This is a genomic window from Rhodococcus quanlei, from assembly GCF_055231015.1.
On sequence record NZ_JBUYWD010000022.1, the window covers coordinates 1 to 21,322 of the forward strand.

Below are 21,322 nucleotides of genomic sequence, written 5' to 3' on the forward strand. Positions count from 1 at the left end.
CAGGAGGCTGTGAAGCGTCAACCCGGCACAACCCGACCCGGGTTGATCGGACCGGGACCGTCGCCCCGCAAGAGGCGACTGCCTGATGGACGAGCATGCTCACGTTTGCTCACCACAAGGCAACGGTGAGCAGATCGCGAATCGCGGAACTGCGCATCCCGTCCATGCGGCGCGACAGACGAACAGAATTCATGGAAGCTCCCAGGACGACAGACAGAGGCGAAGAACACCCTGGCCGTCCTGGGTCTGCGGGGCGGATAGAGCGCCTGGCTGGGCGTTGATATCGCCCGTCACTCGACTATGGCACGACTCAGACCATTATGTGAACCATCCATCCCAGATAACGAGATCTGGACATGGCCACTCAATCCAGATCGTCGTGCCGAATGAGCTGGCGCGCGGCCTCGGTGATCGACCCCGTCAACGACGGGTACACCGAGAAGGACTGGGCCAGATCGTTGACGGACAGATTGTTCTGCACAGCAATGGCAATCGGCAGTATCAGTTCCGACGCGGTGGGTGCCACCACCACACCACCGATCACGACACCCGTGGCGGGGCGGCAGAAGATCTTCACGAACCCGCGACGCAGACCCGACATCTTCGCGCGCGGATTGGTGTTGAGCGGAAGCATCACCGTACGTGCCGGGACTTCCCCTTCGTCGATCGCCGACTGGCTCACGCCGACCGTAGCGATCTCGGGTCTGGTGAAGACTGCGGAGGCAACCGTTTTCAACTTGATCGGGCTGACACCTTCGCCGAGCGCGTGGTACATCGCGATACGACCCTGCATCGCAGCAACCGACGCGAGCGGCAGCAGACCCGTGCAGTCACCGGCGGCGTACACGCCCGGGGCCGACGTCCGCGACACCCGGTCCACGCGCAGGTAACCACCCTTGTCGAGCTCGAGACCGACCTTGCCCAAACCGAGGTCGTCGGTGTTGGGTACGGATCCGACCGTCATCAGCGCATGGCTTCCCTCGACGGTGCGGCCGTCCGTCAGCTTGGCGACGATTCCGTCGGCCGTCCGCTCGACGGACTCGGCGCGAGCATGCTTGACGAGCGCCACACCGCGTTCGGCAAACGCGTCCTCGAGCACGAGTGCAGCATCGGCATCCTCGCCGGGCAATACCCGGTCACGACTCGAGACGAGGGTGACCTTCACACCCATCTCCGTATACGCGGAGACGAACTCGGCGCCGGTGACGCCGGACCCGATCACCACGAGGTGTTCGGGCAGTTCGTCCAGGTCGTAAAGGTCACGCCAGGTGAGAATCCGCTCCCCGTCGGGCTCCGCTCCCGGGATGATACGAGGGCTGGCGCCGGTCGCGATCAGCACCACATCGGCTGTCAACGTGCGCTTCTCACCGTTGCCGAGGGTGGCGCACACCTGGTGTGTAGCCATACCGACCTCAGGGTCGGTGAGTTCGGCTGTTCCGGAAAGCAGTTCCACGCCGACACTCTGCAGGCGTGCCCGAATGTCGGAGGACTGCGCCTGGGCGAGGCTCTTCACACGCGAGTGGATCTGCGGAAGTTCGATGGCCGCCTGAGACGGATCCAGGTTGATTCCCAGATCATTGGCGCGCCGCATGTCGGTGCGGACTCCCGTGGACGCGATGAACGTCTTGGACGGCACGCAGTCGAACAGGACGCACGCACCACCGATGCCGTCCGAATCGATCAGTGAGACGGTCGCTCCGTACTGTGCGGCCACCAGGGCCGCCTCATAACCGGCGGGTCCGCCACCAATGATCACGATTCGGGTCATCTGTCCTCCAAGTCGACGGGCCGACCGGGGTCTCCGGTCGATGCTCACGCTATTGCAGTACGCGGTGTCATGCACCGGTAGTTCGCTACAACACTGGTAGATGTTGCGAAGACCAGATTACTCGGCATGATTCGCCCCTACTGCCGCGTATATCTGTGTATCGGCCCACAACTGTCGACCAACGCTCGAACAGCCGACAAGTGCGACGGATGTAGGCTTTCGCCGTGTCGATCTACGCGGCTTACGGGTCCAACATGCACCCGGAGCAGATGTTGCAGCGCTGCCCCCATTCACCGATGGCCGGGACCGGCTGGCTGCACGGTTGGCGACTCACGTTCAGCGGCGAGGACATCGGGTGGGAAGGCGCTTTGGCCACTGTCGTCGAGGACGCGGGATCCAAGGTCTTCGTCGTGCTCTACGACGTTCCGGAAGAAGACGAGGCACGCCTGGACCGGTGGGAAGGGTCCGAACTCGGTATCCACCGCAAGATCCGTGTGCGGGTGGACACTACGGACGGCCCGGAACTCGCATGGCTGTACGTCATGGACGCCTACGAAGGCGGTCTTCCTTCGGCGCGGTATCTCGGAGTGATGGCCGACGCTGCCGAGATCGCTGGCGCACCGGCAGACTACCTCCGCGAACTGCGGACCCGAAACAGCCGGAACGTGGGCCCCGGAACGGGGTGACTACCGGCTTTCCTGGTCCAGCACCAAGCCGGTGAGTACCCGCACACCCACCGCGAGTGCGCGTTCGTCCAGATCGAATGTGGGCTGATGGATGTCGAGTTGGGTGCCCACCCCGGACCACACGCCCAGACGCGCCATGGCGCCGGGCACTTCCTCGAGATACCAGGAGAAGTCCTCTCCGCCACCGGACTGCGGTGTATCCGCCAGCGCGTCCGGCCCGACTGCCCGGATCGTGTCTTCGAACATGCGGGTGGAATGCTCGTCGTTGACGACCGGGGGCACTCCCCTTCGATAGTTGAGTTGATACCGGACACCTGTCGGTGCCAGGAGTCCGTCGACGATCTCTCGGACCAACGGTTCCAACAGTTCCCACGTCTCGTGGTCGCCGGTGCGGACGGTTCCGGCCAGCATTCCGGTCTGTGGGATCGCATTCGGGGCCTGCCCTGCGTTCACGGCACCCCACACCATCACGGTGCTGGTGCGCGGGTCGATGCGACGACTGAGCATCCCCGGCAGACCGGTCACGACGGTGCCGAGCGCGTACACCAGATCCGTCGTCAGGTGTGGCCTCGAGGTGTGCCCGCCTGGCGATTCGAGGATCAGCTCGACCGTATCTGCCGCCGACGTGATCGCACCCAGACGAACGCCGACTCGGCCGACCTCGAGCCGCGGATCGCAGTGCAGAGCAAAGATTCTCGACACACCCTCGATCCGGCGCGCCGCCACCACGTCGAGTGCGCCGCCGGGCATCACTTCCTCGGCGGGCTGAAACACCAGGCGCACGCCGACCGGAAGGTCGGGAATCTCGCACAACGCCAGAGCGGTTCCCAACAGGATGGTGGTGTGCGCATCGTGGCCGCAGGCATGGGACACACCTGCGACGGTCGAGGAGTAGGTGGCGCCGGTGAGTTCCTGCAACGGCAACGCATCGATATCGGCGCGCAAGGCGATACGCGGCCCGTGGGCAGGACCGAGATCACACGTCAGACCCGTTCCCTTGGGAAGGACCTGCGGTGACAGCCCGGCCGCAGCAAGTCGTGTCGCGACGAACTCGGTGGTCGCGTACTCGTGACGTGCGAGTTCCGGGTTGGCATGAATATGACGACGCCACGCGACGAGGTCGTCTCCGTGCGCCTCGAGCCATGTGTCGACTACGGCGTTCACCGACGATCGACTCCTTCCAGTAGCCGCGCTCGCTGCGCCCTGTCCGATGCTGCGCGGATCACCGTCCCCGCCAGTGCGCGGGCGCCGTCGAGCACCGCCAGATCGGCCGACTCGGTGATACAGGCGGCCGTGAACGCAGGCTGATGCGTTACGGATCCGTCCGAATCGAGACCGATGACCGGATGGATACCCGGAACCACTTTCGTGACGTTACCCATGTCGGTGCTGCCCAACGGCCGAACGGTCTCCCACTCGGGCGGAACAGGTGTGCGGCCCAAACCTGTCACCTCGTCGCGATAGGCCGCGGCCAGCCAGGGGTCGGGGGTGAGCTCCGCATAGGTCGGCGAGACCGTGCGAATGCTGTGCGTGCATCCGGTGGCGAGGGCGCCCGCAGCGAAGCAAGCCTCGGCGCGTTCGGTGAGATCGGACAGCTCTTCGGAGGTCTGCGCGCGCAGGTAATACAGCATTTCCGAGTGCGCAGGAACGATGTTCGGCACCGTCCCGCCTGCACTCACGATGCCGTGGATCTGCGAGCCCGGCGGCAGGTGCTGACGCAACAGGCCGATGCCCACCTGCGCGACGGTCGCCGCGTCGGCCGCGTTCCTACCGAACTCGGGGGCCGCCGATGCGTGCGCTTCTGTTCCCGTGAACGTGACGGCGATGTCGGACAACGCCAACGATGTTGCGCCGACGATGTCGACCGGCCCCGGGTGGACCATCACGACCGCCGCGACATCGTCGAACACCCCGCGCTCGAGCATGAGCACCTTCCCGCCGCCGGTCTCCTCTGCCGGAGTACCGACCACCCGCACGGTGATGCCCAGACGGTCCGCGACGGCCGCGAGCGCGATTCCCGCTCCCACCGCCGATGCCGCGATGATGTTGTGCCCACAGGCGTGCCCGATCTGCGGCAATGCGTCGTACTCCGCGCAGACGGCGATCACCAGCTCACCGCTGCCGTACGTCGCTTCGAACGCGGTCGGGAGACCGGCCGTACCGGTGTGCGCCTCGAACCCGCGTTGCTTCAGCAGGTCGACAACCTTCGCGGCACTGCGGAACTCTTCGAACGCCAGTTCCGGCTCACGGTGAATCGAATGCGACAGCTCGATCAGGTCTGCCTTCGCAGACCGAATCGCCGCATCGATATCCGCGTTCACGAGCTCATTCTCTCACCCGAAACTGAAGTTGCTCTTGTCGGTGACGGTGGCAAGAGCGTCGAGGGTGTCGGCATGAATGCCCTTCTTCATACCCACGAGGTTGTCGCCACGTGTCGAAGCCAACGCACCGGCCCGCTCCACAGCCGAGGCCAGAACCTGATCTCCGTCGACGGCGATGTCCGCGATTCCTGCGGCCACCGCATCGTGGCCCCCGAAACGCCTACCCGTCAGCATCGCCTCCACCGCCGTCTGCTTGGGCAGACGACTGTTGAGCAGGGCGGACATGCCCACGGTGAACGGCATGTTCAGCGTCACCTCGGGAAGGCAGTAGAAGCCGCGATCTCCGCGCATCACCCGGAAGTCGTGAGCGGACGCCAGCATGGCGCCGGCACCGAACGCGTGACCTTGCACCGCCGCCACGGTCGGCATCTGGAAGGTCAGCAGACGGGAGTACACCGTGTGGACCCGGTCCAGGTACGCGGGGAGTTCGTCCAGGTTCGCGAAGATGTACGTGGTGTCGAGCCCGTTGCTGTAGAACTTGCCGGTCGCAGTGGTGACGAGGGCTGCCTGACCCTCGTGCGCCTCGACCGTGTCGAGTTCGGCGTGGACCGCATCGATCCAGTCGGGATGGAAGCGGTTCTCGTTGTCCGTCTCCCCTTCGTTGCCGAGATACAGAATGAAAACGTCACCGTCGCGCTCGAGATAAGGCATGAATGGAAGACTAACGCCCCATGGGAACGTCTGATGCCGCGGCCACGGTAATTGCCGCCCACACCGACTGCCCGAAACATCCGATTGCGGTCGTTCTCGGTTCGGGCTGGCAGGCCGCGGCCGACCGGCTCGGCGCCCCGGTCGCCGAGATGCCGATGGGTGAACTGCCCGGATTTGTACCCCCGTCCGCGAGCGGGCACTCGGGTTCCGTGCGTTCGGTCCTCGTGGGAGAGCACCGCGTATTGGTATTACTGGGACGCACGCACGCCTACGAGGGCCACCCCTTGGAGCGGGTCGTCCACCCGATCCGCACTGCGATTGCGGCCGGCGCCGAAACCATGATCCTCACGAACGCCGCCGGCGGGATCAGGCCCGAGTTCGCGGTGGGCCAACCCGTACTGATCAGCGATCACCTCAACCTCACCGCCCGTTCCCCCCTCGTGGGCGCCGACTTCGTCGATCTCGTCGACGCCTACTCCCCCGAACTGCGTGCGTTGGCCCGCGACATCGACCCCACACTGGACGAGGGCGTGTACGCGGGACTTCCGGGCCCGCACTACGAGACCCCTGCCGAGATTCGTATGCTGCGCGCACTCGGGGCCGACCTGGTCGGGATGTCGACGGTTCACGAAACGATTGCCGCCCGTGCGCTCGGTGCCAGCGTCCTCGGACTCTCGCTCGTCACCAACGCCGCGGCCGGAATCACCGGCGAACCCCTGAGCCACGAGGAAGTCTTGGCGGCCGGACGTGACTCGGCGCAGCGAATGGGCGATCTGCTTCGGGAGTTGGTGGCCCGGCTGTGAACTCCGAGGCAGGCCTGCGCGCTGCGGTCCGGGAGTGGATTGCCGGCGACCCCGATCCGCAAGCGCGCGCGGAACTCGCCGCTGCAAGCCCCGACGCACTCGCCGAACGATTCGCTGCTCCACTGACCTTCGGCACCGCAGGGCTGCGGGGGCCACTGCGTGCGGGACCGAGCGGGATGAACATCGCCGTCGTCGTGCGGACCACGGCCGGGCTCGCGACGTGGTTGCAGAACCGCTGCCTCGGCGGCGGCACCGTCGTCGTGGGACGCGACGCCAGACACGGTTCCGAGGCCTTCGCAAGCGCGGCAGCGGAAGTACTCGGAGCCGCCGGTTTCGAGGTCGTGTTCCTTCCCCGGCCACTGCCCACGCCCGTCGTCGCCTTCGCGGTACGTCACCTGAGCGCCGTAGCCGGCATTCAGATCACCGCCTCGCACAACCCCGCGACGGACAACGGCTACAAGGTGTACGTGTCGGGTGGGGCCCAGTTGATCTCACCGGCGGATCGCGAAATCGAAGCAGCCGTCGCGAATGTCGGTCCTGCCGTCGGAGTGCCGCGTACCCCCGTCGCCCCCGCCGGCGACGAACTGGTCGACCGCTACATCCAGCGCATCTCGATGTTGCCCACCGGCACCGAACGGTCGATACGCATCGCACTCACTGCGATGCACGGCGTCGGCGGAGACACGTGCGTCGCCGCCCTGCGCGCTGCCGGTTTCTCCGATGTTCACGTCGTCACCTCGCAGTTCGCACCGAACCCGGACTTCCCCACGGCACCCTTCCCCAACCCGGAGGAACCAGGAACCACGGATGCGCTCCTCGAATTGGCGGCACACATCGACGCGGACCTGGCCATTGCCCTGGACCCCGATGCCGACCGGTGCGCCCTCGGCATTCGCGACGCCGACGGGTGGCGCATGCTGCGCGGCGACGAGACAGGTGTCCTGCTCGGCAACCACATCCTCGACTCGGCTCCGAAAGGCTCGCTGGTCGCCACAACCGTGGTGTCCTCGACTCTGCTCGAGAAGATCGCCGCAGATCGCGGTGCGCGGTTCGCACGGACCCTCACCGGATTCAAGTGGCTGGTCCGGGCCGGCGACGGGCTCGTCTACGCCTACGAGGAGGCGCTCGGACACTGCGTCGATCCCGAGTTCGTGCCCGACAAGGACGGTATATCCGCGGCCGTCGTGGCGGCGGATCTCGCGGCGACGCTGAAGGCTTCCACGCGTGCCTTCACCGACCTCCTCGACGAGTTCGCGATTCGATTCGGGGTCCATCAGGGCGATCAGGTGTCGCTGCGATTCGACAACGTCGCCGACATCGCCGCCGTCATGTCAGCGTTGCGCGCGAAGCCCCCTTTGGAACTGGCCGGTTGCCCCATTTTCCGAACCGAGGATCTCCTGCTGCGCCGCGGACGGACTCGTACCGATGCCCTCGTATTCGAGGGGGACGGCATCCGTGTGGTGGTCCGTCCGTCGGGCACCGAGCCGAAGCTCAAGTGCTACCTCGAGGTGGTGGTTCCGGTATCCGAACCACGTCACGTCGAGTCGGCCCGCGACAAGGCCCGAGAACAGGTTGCCGAGTTGCGCGAGTTCGCGACTGCACTGATGACTCGACAGCACTGATGTACTGATGTCTCGGGATTGCACCCGAGGTCGCGGCTGAACCTTGCCGGCAGCACCCACACACCATGGAGGGGTTCGGAATACACCCGCTCACGCGTTTCGCATAATGGCTACATGCGCTCGCGGGAAAAGATTGTGGACGCCACGCTGAAACTGATCGGCGAGGCAGGATTTTCCGGTGTCAGTATCGCCGCCGTAGCTGCGACCGCCAATGTCTCACGCCAGACCGTGTACTCCAATTTCGGCTCACGCGACGACGTCATCTCACAGGCGCTGGCAACGTTGCTGATGCGCGTGCTCGGCGACGTCCGCAAGCGCCTGGACGCCGCCGAGACGCCCTGCGAGTACGTAGTGGAACTCATCGTGGCCGGGCGCACGGCACTGCGCATGAACCCGGTGCTGGCGACGCTGCTGGAGACCGATCTACACAACCCTCTCTTCGACACCACGATGATGGAGCGTGCGAGGCCGATTGCCCGCGAGTTGTTGTGGCCGATGGTCGAACGCGACGCGGCGGCCGAAGAGTTTCTCGATGACATCGTCGACATCGGACTACATCTGGGCATTTCGGTGGTCATCTTCGATGATCCCGCTCATCGCCCGGACGCCGAACTGCGTGCGTTCCTCACCCGTTGGCTCGAACCTGCGATGCCCTGACCTACCACTGAAACCAGAGTTGTCGAACTCACCGGCCCGGAGTAAGCCCTTGACGCTTTGCGGTCGCCGAGCTGTCCGCAGGTGAGATCAGAAAGCCCGACAGCCCCTCGACACCACCATTTCTTGACACTATTCGGCAAAAGTGTCTAATCTGTGGCTCGCTCAGGAACTGTAGTTCACGTCACATTCCATTGCCGGTACTCGGGAGCGCCCATCACCAAGGGTGCGGCCCGGCAGCCACGCTGCGACCACCGAATCGCAGCGCCATAGAAATCTGGAGGAAACGGGTGTCACAGATCTCGCGTAGGAGTTTTCTTGCCGGGGCCGCAGTCTCAGGCGTGGGCCTGGCACTGGCGCCGACCGCGCACGCGGTCGACACCACGGCGGCAAGGGTTCGTGACATACCCCTGACACGCGAGGAGCATCGCGTGATCGTGGTCGGTTCGGGTTTCGGCGGCGGCGTGACCGCACTCCGGTTGGCGCAGGCAGGCGTGCCCGTAACGCTCCTGGAGCGAGGTCTGCGATGGCCGACGGGGCCGAACGCGGAGACCTTCCCGCACGCCAGTAGCCCCGACAAGCGGGTGCTCTGGCACGAGTCGAGCCCGCAACTGTTCGGCCGCCCGGTGGCGCTCGATCCCTATGCTGGGCTCATCGAGACCATTTCCGGAGAGAACATGACGATCATGTGCGCAGCAGGTGTGGGCGGGGGATCACTTGTTTACCAAGGGATGACACTCGAACCCACGGAGGAGCTGTTCTACACGCAGTTCCCGGCCGGACTCGAATGGGATCTACTGCACCGTGTGCACTACCCGAGGGTGGCGAAGATGCTGCAACTGGAGACCGCACCGGACGAGCTGATCCAATCCCCCAACTACCGGGCGGCACGACTGTTCGCCGAGCACGTGCGTCGCGCAGGCATGCCGCTGTCGAAGATCCCGATGCCCATCGACTGGGACTACGCGCTGGCCGAACTCGCCGGAAAAATGAAACCGTCCTACACGAACGGCGACGGGGCCCTGGGCGTGAACAACGGTGGCAAGCACTCCGTGGACACGACGTACATCGCCGCCGCCGAGAAGACCGGACTGGTGAACGTGCAGACCCTGCACCAGGTCCGCGATATCGAGCGGGCACACGACGGACGCTGGACCGTACACGTGGACCGGATCGACCGCTCCGGGCGAGTCGTGGAGAACAAGATGATGACCGCGGACACCCTCGTGATGGCGGCCGGCAGCCCCAACACCACGAAGATGCTGGTGCGCGCGAACGCAACCGGGACGATCCCCGATCTCCCGGACGGTCTCGGCGAGGGCTGGGGCACCAACGGCGACCGGATCTACGTGTGGACGGACCCCGACGAGGCCATGGGTGTCGAACAGGGCGGGCCCGTGGTGTACGGCAGCCTCAACTGGGACCATCCGGAGACTGCGTTCACGGTGATCCAGGCGTCGATCCCGCCGATGGGCCTCGACGCGCACAGCACCATGCTGGTGGGTTACGGAGTGAGCGACGGGCGCGGGCGCTTCGCCTACGACTCCGCCGCCGGAGAAGCGAAGCTGCATTGGCCGTTCGAGGGCGACCGCCGACTCCAGAACGGATACATCGATCCTGCGGTGCGCCGCATCGCCGGACCCGGGAGTATCCTCACCGACACCAATGCGGTGGTACCCAGCACCTGGCACCCGCTGGGCGGGGCGTGCATGGGAACGGTGTGTGACCCGGATGGCCGCGTACACGGCCAACGCGGGCTCTACGTGCTCGACGGTGCACTCATGCCAGGCAATACCGCGGCGTGTAATCCGTCCATGACGATTGCCGCCGTTGTGGAGCACGCGCTGGACCAGATCGTCGCTCACGACGTGGGGACGATCATCTGACGCTGCGCGCCCCCTGACCGGTCCTCGGCAAGGACGGTTCTTTATCGAGGACCGAACTGACGATCTCCCGCATCCCCGAGACCCGGCACGATGAAGGCGTTCTCGTCGAGCCCCTGATCCACCACTGCCGTGACGATTCGGACACGGTGATGCGCATTCTCTACTGCAATGATTCCCTCGGGCGCCGCCACCACGCACACGGCGGTGATGTCCGTCGCCCCGCGCGCGACCAGCAGGTCGAGGGTGTGCACCATCGAGCCGCCCGTCGCCAACATCGGATCGAGCACGTACACCGGAACTCCGGCGAGATCGGTGGGCAACGACTCCAGGTACGGGACCGGCCGATGGGTCTGCTCGTCGCGTGCCATACCCACGAAGCCCACGCGAGCCTGCGGGACGTGTGCGGCGGCCTGCTCGACCATGCCCAGACCCGCCCGCAGAACCGGGACGAGAAGCGGCGGATTCGCCAACCGGACACCGCCTGCCACCCCCACCGGTGTCGTCACATCGAAACGGTCGACAGGCGCCTCACGCAGGGCCTCGTACACGAGGATGTGCGTCAGTCTTCCGAGGGCGGCGCGGAACGTGGCATTGTCACTACGCTCGTCGCGCATGGTTGTCAGCAGTGCGGCCGCGAGCGGGTGGTCGACAACGTGCGTGTCCATGCTCGACAGAATAGGGGGGCGTGGGCGTCGGCGGTGCCCGCGAGGGGATATTGTCGGTGAGATCGCACATTCGGAACCTATTCGACGTCGGCGGCGTCGAATAGGGTGACACGATCAATTCGACCAGGGGGATTTACGATGACCGACCTTTCTGTGTCGACCGACGGCGTTGTCGCCTTCGGCGCTACTGCCGCGTCGATGGCGACCGAAATGAGTGCCGCCGCTGCAGGTGCGGTAGCGGCCGGCCCCATGCTTCTCGGGCCGGTGTTCGGACTCGTCGGCGGCGACTTCGTCGCGGCATTCGCCGCAGCACACGCAGCACACACGGCGGAGATCACCGAACTCGCGGGTGTGTTGACCAGCATCAGCACCGCAGCGGGCGCCAATGCCGCCGGCTACGCCGCCACCGAGGCAGGCAATGCTGCAGGTCTGGGTGCGATCGGGACGGAACTGGCCTGATCATGATCTCCATCGATCTGCTCACCCGTCCGATGATGAATCTCCTCGAGACGTTCGGCGACGGCGTCCTCCCGACAGGCAGCCCGGCGGACGCACTTCGCTACTCCTCCTCGGCCATCGACGCCGTACACACCACGGGCAGGGCCGGTATCAGTAGTGTGAGCGGCCTGTGGCAGTCCGCGGCCGGTACCGCCGCGGTGGAGAAGACACAAGCAGTGCAGAACGCTTCGGTTGCTGCATCCGACCGTGGCAACGACATCGCGACTGTCGTGGCAGAGGCATCCGAAATCGTGCGCGCGGGAATGGTCGAGCTTCGCGGAATTCTGCAGTCGTTCATCGAACTCGCGGTCGCAGCCGGCCCCACCTTGGCCACTCCGGCTGGACAGACGATGATCATCGCCGCCGCACTCGATCACCTCGGACGAGGCTTGGCTGTGGTGGGACGGGTGCGTGCCGAACTGAGCGCCGAAACCGCGAAGATGACGGCGCTCACCCCTGCCGAGCCCACACCGTCGACTGCTGCATCTGCCTCCACGGCTGCCGCCTCTGCCTCCACATCGGCTGCCGCCTCCACCGCTCCCGCTTCCACTGCTGCTGCCTCGGCCTCCACCGGCGGCGCGATCGACGCGGTCACCAAAGCGGTCGGTGCGGTGACGAACTCCGGCGCACAATCCATCTCCGGAATGATGGGTTCGATGCCGGGCAACGGCGGGGGCTCCGGCGCCTCCCGAGCCGACTCACTGATGGGTGACCGCGGCTCCGATCGTGATGCGTCCGGCAGCGGCGAGGGTGTAGAGGTCGTGCTTCCCGACGGCAGCACCGCGGTGGCACCCAACAAGGAAGCCGCCGAAGCGGTGCGCAACGCCCTGTCCCAGCAGGGTGTCCCCTACGTCTGGGGCGGCACCACGCCGAACGAGGGACTGGACTGCAGTGGTCTGACCCAGTGGGCCTATGGCCAATCCGGCGTCGATATTCCCCGTCTCGCCCAGGAACAGGACGTCGGCACCGCGGTCGGTGCCGGTGACCTCATGCCCGGCGACCTCGCTGTGTGGGACGGCCATGTTGCGATGGTGATCGGAAATGGTCAACTCGTCGAAGCGGGCGATCCGGTGCAAGTCGGCCCCATCCGCACCACCAACGCCGGCATGGGCTTCCAAGGTTTCTACCGCCCGACAGAGTGACCCCCACAGAATGAACTCCCCACCCCGAATGACAGGAAATATGTTCCCACCCCCTCCCTCTCCAGCCGGTGCCGCTGCGGCCGCCACCAACCGTGCGGGCACCGTCACCGTGCATGCCACCGAACAGGGCCTGCCGACCGATATTCGCATCGACCCGCGCGAGTTGCGCTACGGCGGCCAGCGTTTGGCAGACGAGATCCTCGAGCTGTGTAAGCGATCGGCCATGGAGGCCGGTGCCAGACGCCGCGCCGAACTCGAAAGTGACGGCATGCCCGCAAAGGTTCTCGATCAGCTGGGCTTGCCGACACGCGCACAAGTTGCGGATGCGCAGCTGCAGCAGGACGAAGAAGAGCCCGCCCCGACGAGTTGGATGCGACCGGTATGAGTGAACAGTCAATGGATGCGATCGTCGGACGCGCGTACGCGCAGGTCGAACTCCTCGAAGGGGCACTGTCGGGCCTGCAGGACATCAAGGCACGAGTCTCGAGCGAGAACGACGAGGTGACCGCCGAGGTCGACGGAAACGGAACACTCGTCGGCCTGTGGATGAACGATTCGATCACCTCACTCGATGCACGCACGGTCGCGAGTCTCGTCACCCGAACGGCGCAGGCTGCGGCGGCCCGGGCATCCGAGCAGCGCATGCAGGTTCTCACGCAACTACAAGACTCGTTCGAAGCAGCCCAGGGATGACCCGGGTATATCTTTGGGCTCGAGCTAGATAGGCTTCCGGCCATGGCTGGAGACATCGTGCCGATCGAACTCGGTCTCACCGACGGCGACCTCGTGACCTTGTGGGCACCACGGTGGCGTGAGGGTGACGACGAATGGGAAGCCTTCCTGGGTCACGGCGACGACCTGTACGGCTTCGAGACGGTCGCCGAGCTCGCTGCCTTCATCCGGACAGACACGGACAACGACCTGGTCGATCACCCGGCGTGGAAGGTGGTCGTCGGCCTGTCCGCAGCCGAACTCGAACCCGACGAGAACTTCTGCTTCGATCTGATCGGCGTCCCCGAACTCGCCGCAGGCGATCCGGAAACGCTCACCATCAGCGAGCTCGAAGAGACGCTGAACATGGTTCGCAACATCGGCGAGATCTGCGAGCTGAAGCCAGTTCTCGAATTCTTCGGCGACAACCCCTCACTCGGGGCGCTCCAGTCCGGCACAGTCGCATTTGCGGGTCGCGACGGCGAGGAACTGTGGAACGGGATCGGGTCCGCGATCGCCAAAAGCTGGGATGACGTCCTGGACGCCGTCGACGATGTGATCGCCTCCCCCGATGTGAACGCGGATGCCGTGGCAGTTGCCGAGGCCGAGCTTGTTGCCGCGGACGAGAACACGGTCGATGTCGACGACGCGGCCGAGGATTCGGACACCGACGAAGAGTTCGTTCCCCTGAGCCTGGACAGCGACGAGGACGACGAGGACGACGAGGAGGAGGAAACCTTCTGGACGTCGGTGGGTGTCGACCCGATCAAGATCATCACCTCGTCCGACACCTACTTCACGCTGCGCTGCTATCTGGATGACGACGCCATCTTCCTCGGTCGCAACGGCACGATCACGGTGTTCTCGTCCGAACGCGCGCTGGCCCGGTACCTGGCCGACAATTCCGATCACGACTTGTCGCAGATCAGCACCTACGACGCGATCAGCGTGGCGGCGGTCGACGGATCGTTGGACGTCGAGGTCACCGACGAGAACGTGTACGTGCTCCCCGGGATCGCAGACGACCTGACGGCGGGTCCGACAGAGGTGGACGCGGACCAGTTGGATCTCGCTGTCGAACTGTTCACGGACGCGGCCGATTTCGCCGACGACGACTCGGTGGACACCGCCCTGGCAGCATCCACTCCACTCGGTTGGTATGTCTCGTTCGTGTTGAACCCGGACCCCACCCGGATGGCGCCCTCGGCGCCGTTCGACTCCGAAGCGGAGTCGTGGCGGGTTCTCGAGCGCGACTTCGAGGCGCGACTGCGTCCCGAGTAGTTCAGCCGACGAGCACTGCGTAGCCCGGTTTGATCACGTCGTCGATGATGGCGAGGCGTTCGTCGAACGAAATGAACGCCGATTTCATGGCATTGATGGTGAAGCGTTCGAGGTCGGACCATCCGTAGCCGAAAGTCCGGACGAGGCGATGCATTTCCTCGCTCATGCTGGTGTCGCTCATCAGCCTGTTGTCGGTGTTGACCGTGACGCGGAACCGTAGCCGTGCGAGCAGGTCGAAGGGATGATTCTCCAACGCGTCCACAGCCCCGGTCTGGACGTTGGAACTCGGGCAGAGCTCGAGGGGAATTCGCTTGTCGCGCACGTAGTCTGCCAACCGTCCGAGAGTGGCCGATCCGTCGCTGTTCACCATGATGTCGTCAACGATGCGCACCCCGTGTCCGAGTCGGTCCGTTCCGCAGAATGCGAGAGCTTCGTGGATGGACGGAAGACCGAAGGCTTCGCCGGCATGAATGGTGAAGTGGGCGTTACGCTCTCGCATGTACTCGAACGCGTCCAGATGGCGACTCGGCGGATTGCCTGCCTCGGCGCCGGCAATGTCGAATCCGACGACGCCACGGTCTCGGAACCGTACGGCCAGTTCCGCGATCTCACGTGAGCGCGCTGCGTGCCGCATGGCGGTGAGCAGGATACCCGTCCGGATCTGCCGCCCCTCCACCTGTGCCGCTTCGCGACCCTCCTGGGCACCGGTCAAGACGTGTTCCACGACCTCGTCGAGTGTGAGGCCGCCGTCGAGGTGCTGTTCGGGGGCGAAGCGAATCTCGGCGTAGACAACCCCGTCCGCGGCCAGATCTTCCGCACATTCTCGCGCCACTCGCCGTAGCCCGGCCGGCGTCTGCATCACGGCGACGGTGTGCGCGAACGTTTCGAGGTACCGCTCGAGCGATCCGCTGTCCGCCGCTTCACGAAACCAGACGGCAACGCCCTCCTCCGTGGACGCAGGCAACTGGTGCCCACAGTGGTTCGCGAGGTCGAGAACCGTGGACGGCCTCAATCCCCCGTCGAGATGATCGTGCAGCAACACTTTGGGTGCCCGGCGCAGCGCCGGCAGATCCACAGCGGTCATGCATCGACGTTAACGCCGTCGGGCGCGATGCGCGCGATGACGGGAGAAGTGGATGTCACCGACTCGGAGCCGAGGGTCCAGGCGTCGACAAGTGCGTCGATCGCGCGACCGAACCGTTCCGGAGTGTCGGTGTGCAGCGTGGCCAGCGGCGTGCCTGAGTGCACCGTGTCACCGGGCTTGGCGTGGAGTTCCACTCCGGCAGCCGCTTGCACCGCTTCCCCCTGGGCCGCGCGGCCGGCGCCGAGCCTCCACGCGGCGACGCCGACGGACATGGCGTCGAGAGCGGCGACCACACCATCCGATTTCGCGGTCAGGGTTTCGGTGTGACGGGCCGCGGGTAGTGCGGCGTCGGGGTCACCGCACTGTGCCGAGATCATCGCGCGCCAACGATCCATCGCGCGGCCGTCTCGGAGTCGCTCTGCCGGGTCGACGTCGATCCCAGCGGCGTCGAGCATCTCGCGAGCGAGGGCCAGCGTCAGCTCCACGACGTCGGCGGGTCCACCGCCCGCCAGCACCTCGAGCGCTTCCCGCACCTCCAGGGCGTTACCCGCGGTCATGCCGAGCGGAGAATCCATCGCTGTCAGCAGGGCGACGGTGTGGACTCCGGCCCCGGCACCGATGTCGACCATCGTGTGCGCCAGCTCGTACGCGTCGTCGAGGTTCTTCATGAATGCCCCCGACCCGACCTTCACGTCGAGAACGAGCGCGCCGGTGCCTTCGGCGATCTTCTTGCTCATGATGGAGCTGGCAATGAGTGGAATCGATTCCACGGTTCCGGTGACGTCACGAAGCGCGTAGAGCTTCTTGTCGGCCGGTGCGAGTTGGTCCCCTGCCGCACACACCACCGCGCCGACGGCTGGATCGGAGAGTATGTCGACCATTTCGCCTGCGGCGAGGTCGGCACGCCACCCTTGGATCGACTCGAGTTTGTCCAGGGTGCCACCCGTGTGCCCGAGACCTCGTCCTGACAGTTGCGGTACCGCTGCCCCACACGCCGCGACGAGGGGCGCCAGCGGCAGGGTGATCTTGTCTCCCACACCGCCTGTCGAGTGTTTGTCGACCGTGGGGCGGCCCAGCGCGGAGAAGTCCATCCGGCGGCCAGAAGCGATCATTGCGTCAGTCCAGTGCCCGACTTCCCGGCGAGTCATTCCGCGGAAGTAGATCGCCATCGCAAGGGCAGACATCTGCTCGTCGGGCACGACGGAACGGGTGAACGCTTCGATCATCCAGTCGATCTCGGCCGACGAAAGCTCTCGACCGTCGCGCTTGGCGGAGATGATCGACACCGCGTCGTGACCCGTCGTCCGGTCAGCCACGAGCGATCCTTGCCGCCTCGGCGGGACCGAAGGCATCGGGGAGCAGTTGCGCGAGCGTTCTCACACCGGCGGGGTGGTCGATGGTGAGGTCGGCGCCCCCGTGTTCCAGAAGCAGTTGTCGGCATCGGCCGCACGGCATCAGAATCTCCCCTTCCGAATCGCAACATGTGAATGCCACGAGACGTCCCCCGCCGGAGGAAAACAAGTTACCCACCAGTACGCATTCGGCGCACAGCGTTAGCCCATATGAGACATTTTCCACATTGCATCCACGGACGATGCGCCCGTCATCGGCCAGTGCCGCGGCCCCGACCGCGAATCCGGAGTAGGGTGCGTAGGCACCCGTCGAAGCATCACGCGCGTTGGCGCGCAACAGTTTCCAATCGATCGCCGTCATGGTTCACCATCCAATCACGCTCACTGAATGGATGCAGTGCCACTCCATTGTTCACCACATTCACATTGGGCAGGCAAACCTAATTTCACCAAAACGCGCGCATACGATTCCGGAGCCGAATTAGTTCCCCAGATTCGAATGGGTTTAGAGTTCAGAGAAGTCGGTTCAGGATCTCGTCGGGTCCACAGAGGTACCCCCCGCAAGGCAATGCAGGCTCGACGCGTCCGCCAATGACGTTGGAGGCACAGCACTCGATGAGTAGCACGACTGAAGCCGCTCCGGAGAAGGAGCACACACGGTCGCTTTACCGGGGCGATCCCGGCATGTGGTCCTGGGTATTGCACCGGATCACAGGCGTAATGACGTTCTTCTTCCTCTTCGTCCACGTTCTGGATACCGCGCTGGTGCGCGTCAATCCCGAAACGTACGACGCCATCATAGACACGTACAAGACCCCCCTAGTGGGTCTCATGGAGCTCGGACTGGTCGCGGCGGTGCTCTACCACGCGCTCAACGGCGTACGTGTGATGCTCGTCGACTTCTGGTCGAAGGGGCCGCAGTACCAGCGCATCATGCTCTGGTCACTCCTTGCGATCTGGTTCGTGGTGATGATCCCCGCAGCCGGACGCATCTTCTACAACATGTTTGCGGGGCACTGACATGGCGACTACCCACGGAGCCGAAGCCAAGACACTCGGCACTTCGTACGACCGTCCGGCCAGCCTGGACAGCCCGCGTGCGCCGCGCAAGCCGGCCAAGACCAACTTCGAGCTCTACGCCTGGTTGTTCATGCGCTTCTCGGGCGTTGCGCTCATCGTGCTGGTGCTGGGCCACCTCTTCATCATGCTGATGCTCGACGACGGCGTGCACCGCATCAACTTCGCATTCGTCGCCGGTCGCTGGGCCAGCCCCTTCTGGCAGATCTGGGACCTGTCGATGCTCTGGCTCGCCCAGCTGCACGGCGGCAACGGTCTGCGCACCATCATCGCGGACTACTCCCGCAAGGACTCCACGCGTTTCTGGCTCAACACCATCCTGGTCGTTTCGATGATCCTGATAATGGGCCTCGGCACGTACGTCATCTTCACATTCGACCCCAACATCACGGCGAGCTAGGGGAGCACAGACTTCATGCAGGAACACCGTTATGACGTGGTCATCGTCGGCGCAGGCGGCGCAGGTATGCGTGCTGCCATCGAGGCCGGGCCGCAAGCCCGCACCGCTGTTCTGACCAAGCTCTACCCCACCCGTAGCCACACCGGTGCGGCCCAGGGCGGCATGTGCGCGGCGCTGGCGAACGTGGAGGAAGACAACTGGGAGTGGCACACCTTCGACACGGTCAAGGGCGGCGACTACCTCGCCGACCAGGACGCCGTCGAGATCATGGCCAAGGAGGCCATCGACGCGGTACTCGACCTGGAGAAGATGGGTCTACCGTTCAACCGCACACCCGAAGGCAGAATCGACCAGCGACGATTCGGTGGCCACACCCGCGACCACGGTAAAGCTCCCGTGCGCCGCGCGTGCTACGCCGCCGACCGCACCGGTCACATGATCCTCCAGACGCTCTACCAGAACTGCGTCAAGCACGACGTCGAGTTCTACAACGAGTTCTACGCCCTCGACATCGCGATCACCGAGACCGAGGACGGCCCGGTTGCGACCGGCGTCATCGCCTACGAGCTCGCGACCGGCGAGATCCACGTCTTCCACGCGAAGTCCATCGTGTTCGCCACCGGCGGCTCGGGCCGTATGTACAAGACGACGTCCAACGCGCACACCCTCACCGGTGACGGCATGGGCATCATCTTCCGCAAAGGCCTGCCCCTCGAGGACATGGAGTTCCACCAGTTCCACCCGACGGGGCTCGCAGGCCTCGGCATCCTCATCTCGGAGGCTGTGCGTGGTGAGGGCGGAATCCTCCGAAACGTCGACGGTGAGCGGTTCATGGAGCGCTACGCCCCCACCATCAAGGACCTCGCACCACGTGACATCGTGGCGCGGTCGATGGTCCTCGAGGTGCTCGAAGGCCGCGGCGCAGGCCCGAACAAGGATTACGTCTACATCGACGTGACCCACATTCCCGAGGAAGTCCTCGACGAGAAGCTGCCCGACATCATGGAGTTCTCGCGCACCTACCTCGGCGTGGACCCCGTCAAGGAGCCGGTGCCGGTCTACCCCACCTGCCACTACGTGATGGGCGGTATCCCCACCCGGATCAACGGCGAGGTGCTTCGCAACAACGACGAGGTCGTCAAGGGTCTGTATGCTGCCGGCGAGTGTGCCTGCGTGTCCGTGCACGGCGCCAACCGTCTCGGCACCAACTCGCTCCTCGACATCAACGTCTTCGGCCGTCGCGCCGGCATCGCCGCAGCGAAGTACGCGAACGAGACCACATTCGTGGACATGCCGGAAACCCCGGAGAAGATGGTCGACGACTGGATGGAACTCATCCTCTCCGACCACGGGCACGAGCGTGTCGCCGACATTCGCCGCGAACTGCAGCAGTCGATGGACAACAACGCGTCGGTCTTCCGCACCGAGGAGCGCCTCACCCAGGCACTGAAGGACGTGCGTGCTCTCAAGGAGCGCTACAACCACATCACAGTGCAGGACAAGGGCAAGCGCTACAACAGCGACCTGCTCGAAGCTGTCGAGCTCGGCTTCCTTCTCGAAATGGCAGAGGTCACCGTCGTCGGTGCACTGAACCGCAAGGAATCGCGTGGCGGTCACGCCCGCGAAGACTTCCCGGATCGCAATGACGCCGAGTACATGAAGCACACGATGGCCTACAAGGAGGGCGATGGTCTGCTCTCCGACATCCGTCTGGACTACAAGCCGGTGATCCAGACCCGCTACGAGCCGATGGAGCGTAAGTACTGATGAGCGCACCCACAGTCGACAAGACCGACAAGCCGTCGGATCTGCCTCCGGTTCCCGAGGGTGCCGTCATGGTCACCCTCAAGATCGCGCGGTTCAATCCGGAATCGGGTGACGGCCAACGGTGGGACAGCTTCCAGGTACCCGCGCTCCCCACCGACCGCATGCTCACCCTGCTTCTGTACGTGAAGGGCTACCTCGACGGCACCCTCACCTTCCGTCGCAGCTGCGCCCACGGCGTGTGCGGATCCGACGCGATGCGAATCAACGGCGTCAACCGTCTTGCCTGCAAGATCCTCATGAAGGACATGCTGCCCAAGGACGGCAAGCCGATCACCATCACGATCGAACCGATCAAGGGCCTGCCGGTCGAGAAGGATCTCGTCGTCGACATGGAGCCGTTCTTCGACGCGTTCCGTGCCGTCAAACCGTTCCTCATCAGCTCGGGCAACGAGCCCACTCGCGAGCGGATCCAGAGCCAGGCCGACCGTGCTCGTTTCGACGACACGACCAAGTGCATTCTGTGCGCCTGCTGCACCACATCGTGCCCGGTGTACTGGAGCGACGGCAGCTACTTCGGTCCGGCGGCGATCGTGAACGCGCACCGCTTCATCTTCGACAGCCGTGACGAGGGTGCGTCCGAGCGTCTGGACATCCTCAACGACAAGGACGGCGTGTGGCGTTGCCGCACCACCTTCAACTGCACCGACGCATGCCCTCGCGGCATTCAGGTGACGAAGGCCATCCAGGAGGTCAAGCGCGCACTGCTGTTCGCCCGCTGACCCACCACCGAAAGGGAACGCGCCCGACCCCATCCTGGGGCCGGGCGCGTTCCCTTTCGGTGGTGCGGAGTTGTTCGACATGAACACGATCGGCCAACGGCGCCCGCACAGGCGC

At 65.0% G+C, this 21,322-nt stretch carries 22 protein-coding genes; 14 read left to right on the forward strand and 8 right to left on the reverse strand.

Annotation, left to right across the window (positions count from 1 at the left end; translation table 11 throughout):
* Nucleotides 1-364: 364 nt before the first annotated feature.
* Entirely contained in the window at nt 365-1,768 is a 1,404-nt protein-coding gene (locus ACZI8Q_RS15760) for an NAD(P)H-quinone dehydrogenase (RefSeq protein ID WP_463374502.1), read from the reverse strand.
* Between the two features lie 224 nt (nt 1,769-1,992).
* On the opposite strand from ACZI8Q_RS15760, the gene ACZI8Q_RS15765 reads away from it, so the two are divergent.
* Nucleotides 1,993-2,454, forward strand: a complete 462-nt coding sequence (locus tag ACZI8Q_RS15765) for a gamma-glutamylcyclotransferase (RefSeq protein ID WP_463374503.1) — start codon at nt 1,993-1,995, stop codon at nt 2,452-2,454.
* On the opposite strand, the gene ACZI8Q_RS15770 is transcribed toward ACZI8Q_RS15765, so the two are convergent.
* Genes ACZI8Q_RS15770 through ACZI8Q_RS15780 form a run of 3 tightly spaced genes read right to left on the reverse strand, consistent with a single transcriptional unit; the run spans nt 2,455 to nt 5,486 of the window.
* Nucleotides 2,455-3,618 (reverse strand): M20 family metallopeptidase, encoded by a 1,164-nt coding sequence (locus ACZI8Q_RS15770; protein ID WP_463374504.1) that lies wholly within the window; start codon nt 3,616-3,618, stop codon nt 2,455-2,457. It abuts the gene before it with no gap.
* On the reverse strand, nt 3,615-4,775 hold the full coding sequence (locus tag ACZI8Q_RS15775) for a M20 family metallopeptidase (protein WP_463374505.1): 1,161 nt from the start codon (nt 4,773-4,775) through the stop codon (nt 3,615-3,617). Before ACZI8Q_RS15775 ends, ACZI8Q_RS15770 begins: the two co-directional genes overlap by 4 nt.
* A 12-nt stretch (nt 4,776-4,787) precedes the next feature.
* Nucleotides 4,788-5,486, reverse strand: coding sequence for an enoyl-CoA hydratase/isomerase family protein (locus tag ACZI8Q_RS15780; protein ID WP_463374506.1), 699 nt, complete (start codon nt 5,484-5,486; stop codon nt 4,788-4,790).
* Between the two features lie 20 nt (nt 5,487-5,506).
* Here ACZI8Q_RS15780 and ACZI8Q_RS15785 point away from each other — a divergent pair, with 20 nt between their 5' ends.
* From ACZI8Q_RS15785 to ACZI8Q_RS15800, 4 genes are all read left to right on the forward strand, one after another.
* Entirely contained in the window at nt 5,507-6,289 is a 783-nt protein-coding gene (locus ACZI8Q_RS15785; protein ID WP_463374507.1) for a purine-nucleoside phosphorylase, read from the forward strand.
* Between the two features lie 14 nt (nt 6,290-6,303).
* Nucleotides 6,304-7,911: a phospho-sugar mutase gene (locus ACZI8Q_RS15790; protein WP_463374656.1), complete on the forward strand. Its 1,608-nt coding sequence runs from the start codon at nt 6,304-6,306 to the stop codon at nt 7,909-7,911.
* A 114-nt stretch (nt 7,912-8,025) separates the two neighbouring features.
* Complete coding sequence (locus ACZI8Q_RS15795) at nt 8,026-8,568, forward strand: TetR/AcrR family transcriptional regulator (RefSeq protein WP_463374508.1); 543 nt, start codon at nt 8,026-8,028, stop codon at nt 8,566-8,568.
* A 287-nt stretch (nt 8,569-8,855) separates the two neighbouring features.
* A complete protein-coding gene (locus ACZI8Q_RS15800; protein ID WP_463374509.1) occupies nt 8,856-10,451 on the forward strand; it encodes a GMC oxidoreductase in 1,596 nt (531 codons plus the stop codon).
* Nucleotides 10,452-10,492: 41 nt separating this feature from the next.
* Here ACZI8Q_RS15800 and upp read toward each other — a convergent pair whose 3' ends face one another.
* Nucleotides 10,493-11,116, reverse strand: a complete 624-nt coding sequence (gene upp / locus ACZI8Q_RS15805) for a uracil phosphoribosyltransferase (RefSeq protein WP_463374510.1) — start codon at nt 11,114-11,116, stop codon at nt 10,493-10,495.
* Nucleotides 11,117-11,254: 138 nt separating this feature from the next.
* Here upp and ACZI8Q_RS15810 point away from each other — a divergent pair, with 138 nt between their 5' ends.
* The 5 genes from ACZI8Q_RS15810 to ACZI8Q_RS15830 are packed head-to-tail and all read left to right on the forward strand — an operon-like array spanning nt 11,255 to nt 14,748.
* On the forward strand, nt 11,255-11,575 hold the full coding sequence (locus ACZI8Q_RS15810; RefSeq protein WP_463374511.1) for a type VII secretion target: 321 nt from the start codon (nt 11,255-11,257) through the stop codon (nt 11,573-11,575).
* Between the two features lie 2 nt (nt 11,576-11,577).
* A complete protein-coding gene (locus ACZI8Q_RS15815; protein WP_463374512.1) occupies nt 11,578-12,756 on the forward strand; it encodes a C40 family peptidase in 1,179 nt (392 codons plus the stop codon).
* 40 nt (nt 12,757-12,796) lie between these two features.
* Nucleotides 12,797-13,141, forward strand: a complete 345-nt coding sequence (locus tag ACZI8Q_RS15820; RefSeq protein WP_463374513.1) for a hypothetical protein — start codon at nt 12,797-12,799, stop codon at nt 13,139-13,141.
* Nucleotides 13,138-13,449, forward strand: a complete 312-nt coding sequence (locus ACZI8Q_RS15825; RefSeq protein ID WP_463374514.1) for a YbaB/EbfC family nucleoid-associated protein — start codon at nt 13,138-13,140, stop codon at nt 13,447-13,449. The genes ACZI8Q_RS15820 and ACZI8Q_RS15825 overlap by 4 nt, the downstream gene beginning before the upstream one ends.
* A 42-nt stretch (nt 13,450-13,491) precedes the next feature.
* The gene (locus ACZI8Q_RS15830) at nt 13,492-14,748 is read left to right on the forward strand and encodes a primosomal protein (RefSeq protein WP_463374515.1); all 1,257 of its coding nucleotides are present in this window, start codon (nt 13,492-13,494) and stop codon (nt 14,746-14,748) included.
* Nucleotide 14,749: 1 nt separating this feature from the next.
* Here ACZI8Q_RS15830 and ACZI8Q_RS15835 read toward each other — a convergent pair whose 3' ends face one another.
* Genes ACZI8Q_RS15835 through ACZI8Q_RS15845 form a run of 3 tightly spaced genes read right to left on the reverse strand, consistent with a single transcriptional unit; the run spans nt 14,750 to nt 17,545 of the window.
* Nucleotides 14,750-15,832 carry an adenosine deaminase gene (locus tag ACZI8Q_RS15835; protein WP_463374516.1) on the reverse strand — a complete coding sequence of 361 codons (1,083 nt, stop codon included), beginning with the start codon at nt 15,830-15,832 and terminating at the stop codon, nt 14,750-14,752.
* Complete coding sequence (locus tag ACZI8Q_RS15840) at nt 15,829-17,184, reverse strand: thymidine phosphorylase (RefSeq protein ID WP_463374517.1); 1,356 nt, start codon at nt 17,182-17,184, stop codon at nt 15,829-15,831. The genes ACZI8Q_RS15835 and ACZI8Q_RS15840 overlap by 4 nt, the downstream gene beginning before the upstream one ends.
* Nucleotides 17,141-17,545, reverse strand: coding sequence for a cytidine deaminase (locus ACZI8Q_RS15845; RefSeq protein WP_463374518.1), 405 nt, complete (start codon nt 17,543-17,545; stop codon nt 17,141-17,143). The genes ACZI8Q_RS15840 and ACZI8Q_RS15845 overlap by 44 nt, the downstream gene beginning before the upstream one ends.
* 254 nt (nt 17,546-17,799) lie before the next feature.
* Here ACZI8Q_RS15845 and sdhC point away from each other — a divergent pair, with 254 nt between their 5' ends.
* From sdhC to ACZI8Q_RS15865, 4 genes are read left to right on the forward strand one after another with little or no spacing between them, the layout of a single operon-like run.
* On the forward strand, nt 17,800-18,204 hold the full coding sequence (gene sdhC / locus ACZI8Q_RS15850) for a succinate dehydrogenase, cytochrome b556 subunit (protein ID WP_463374519.1): 405 nt from the start codon (nt 17,800-17,802) through the stop codon (nt 18,202-18,204).
* Between the two features lies 1 nt (nt 18,205).
* Nucleotides 18,206-18,661: a succinate dehydrogenase hydrophobic membrane anchor subunit gene (locus tag ACZI8Q_RS15855; protein ID WP_463374520.1), complete on the forward strand. Its 456-nt coding sequence runs from the start codon at nt 18,206-18,208 to the stop codon at nt 18,659-18,661.
* A gap of 15 nt (nt 18,662-18,676) precedes the next feature.
* Entirely contained in the window at nt 18,677-20,428 is a 1,752-nt protein-coding gene (sdhA, locus tag ACZI8Q_RS15860) for a succinate dehydrogenase flavoprotein subunit (RefSeq protein ID WP_463374521.1), read from the forward strand.
* Nucleotides 20,428-21,207: a succinate dehydrogenase iron-sulfur subunit gene (locus tag ACZI8Q_RS15865; RefSeq protein ID WP_463374522.1), complete on the forward strand. Its 780-nt coding sequence runs from the start codon at nt 20,428-20,430 to the stop codon at nt 21,205-21,207. Before sdhA ends, ACZI8Q_RS15865 begins: the two co-directional genes overlap by 1 nt.
* Nucleotides 21,208-21,322 lie beyond the last annotated feature (115 nt).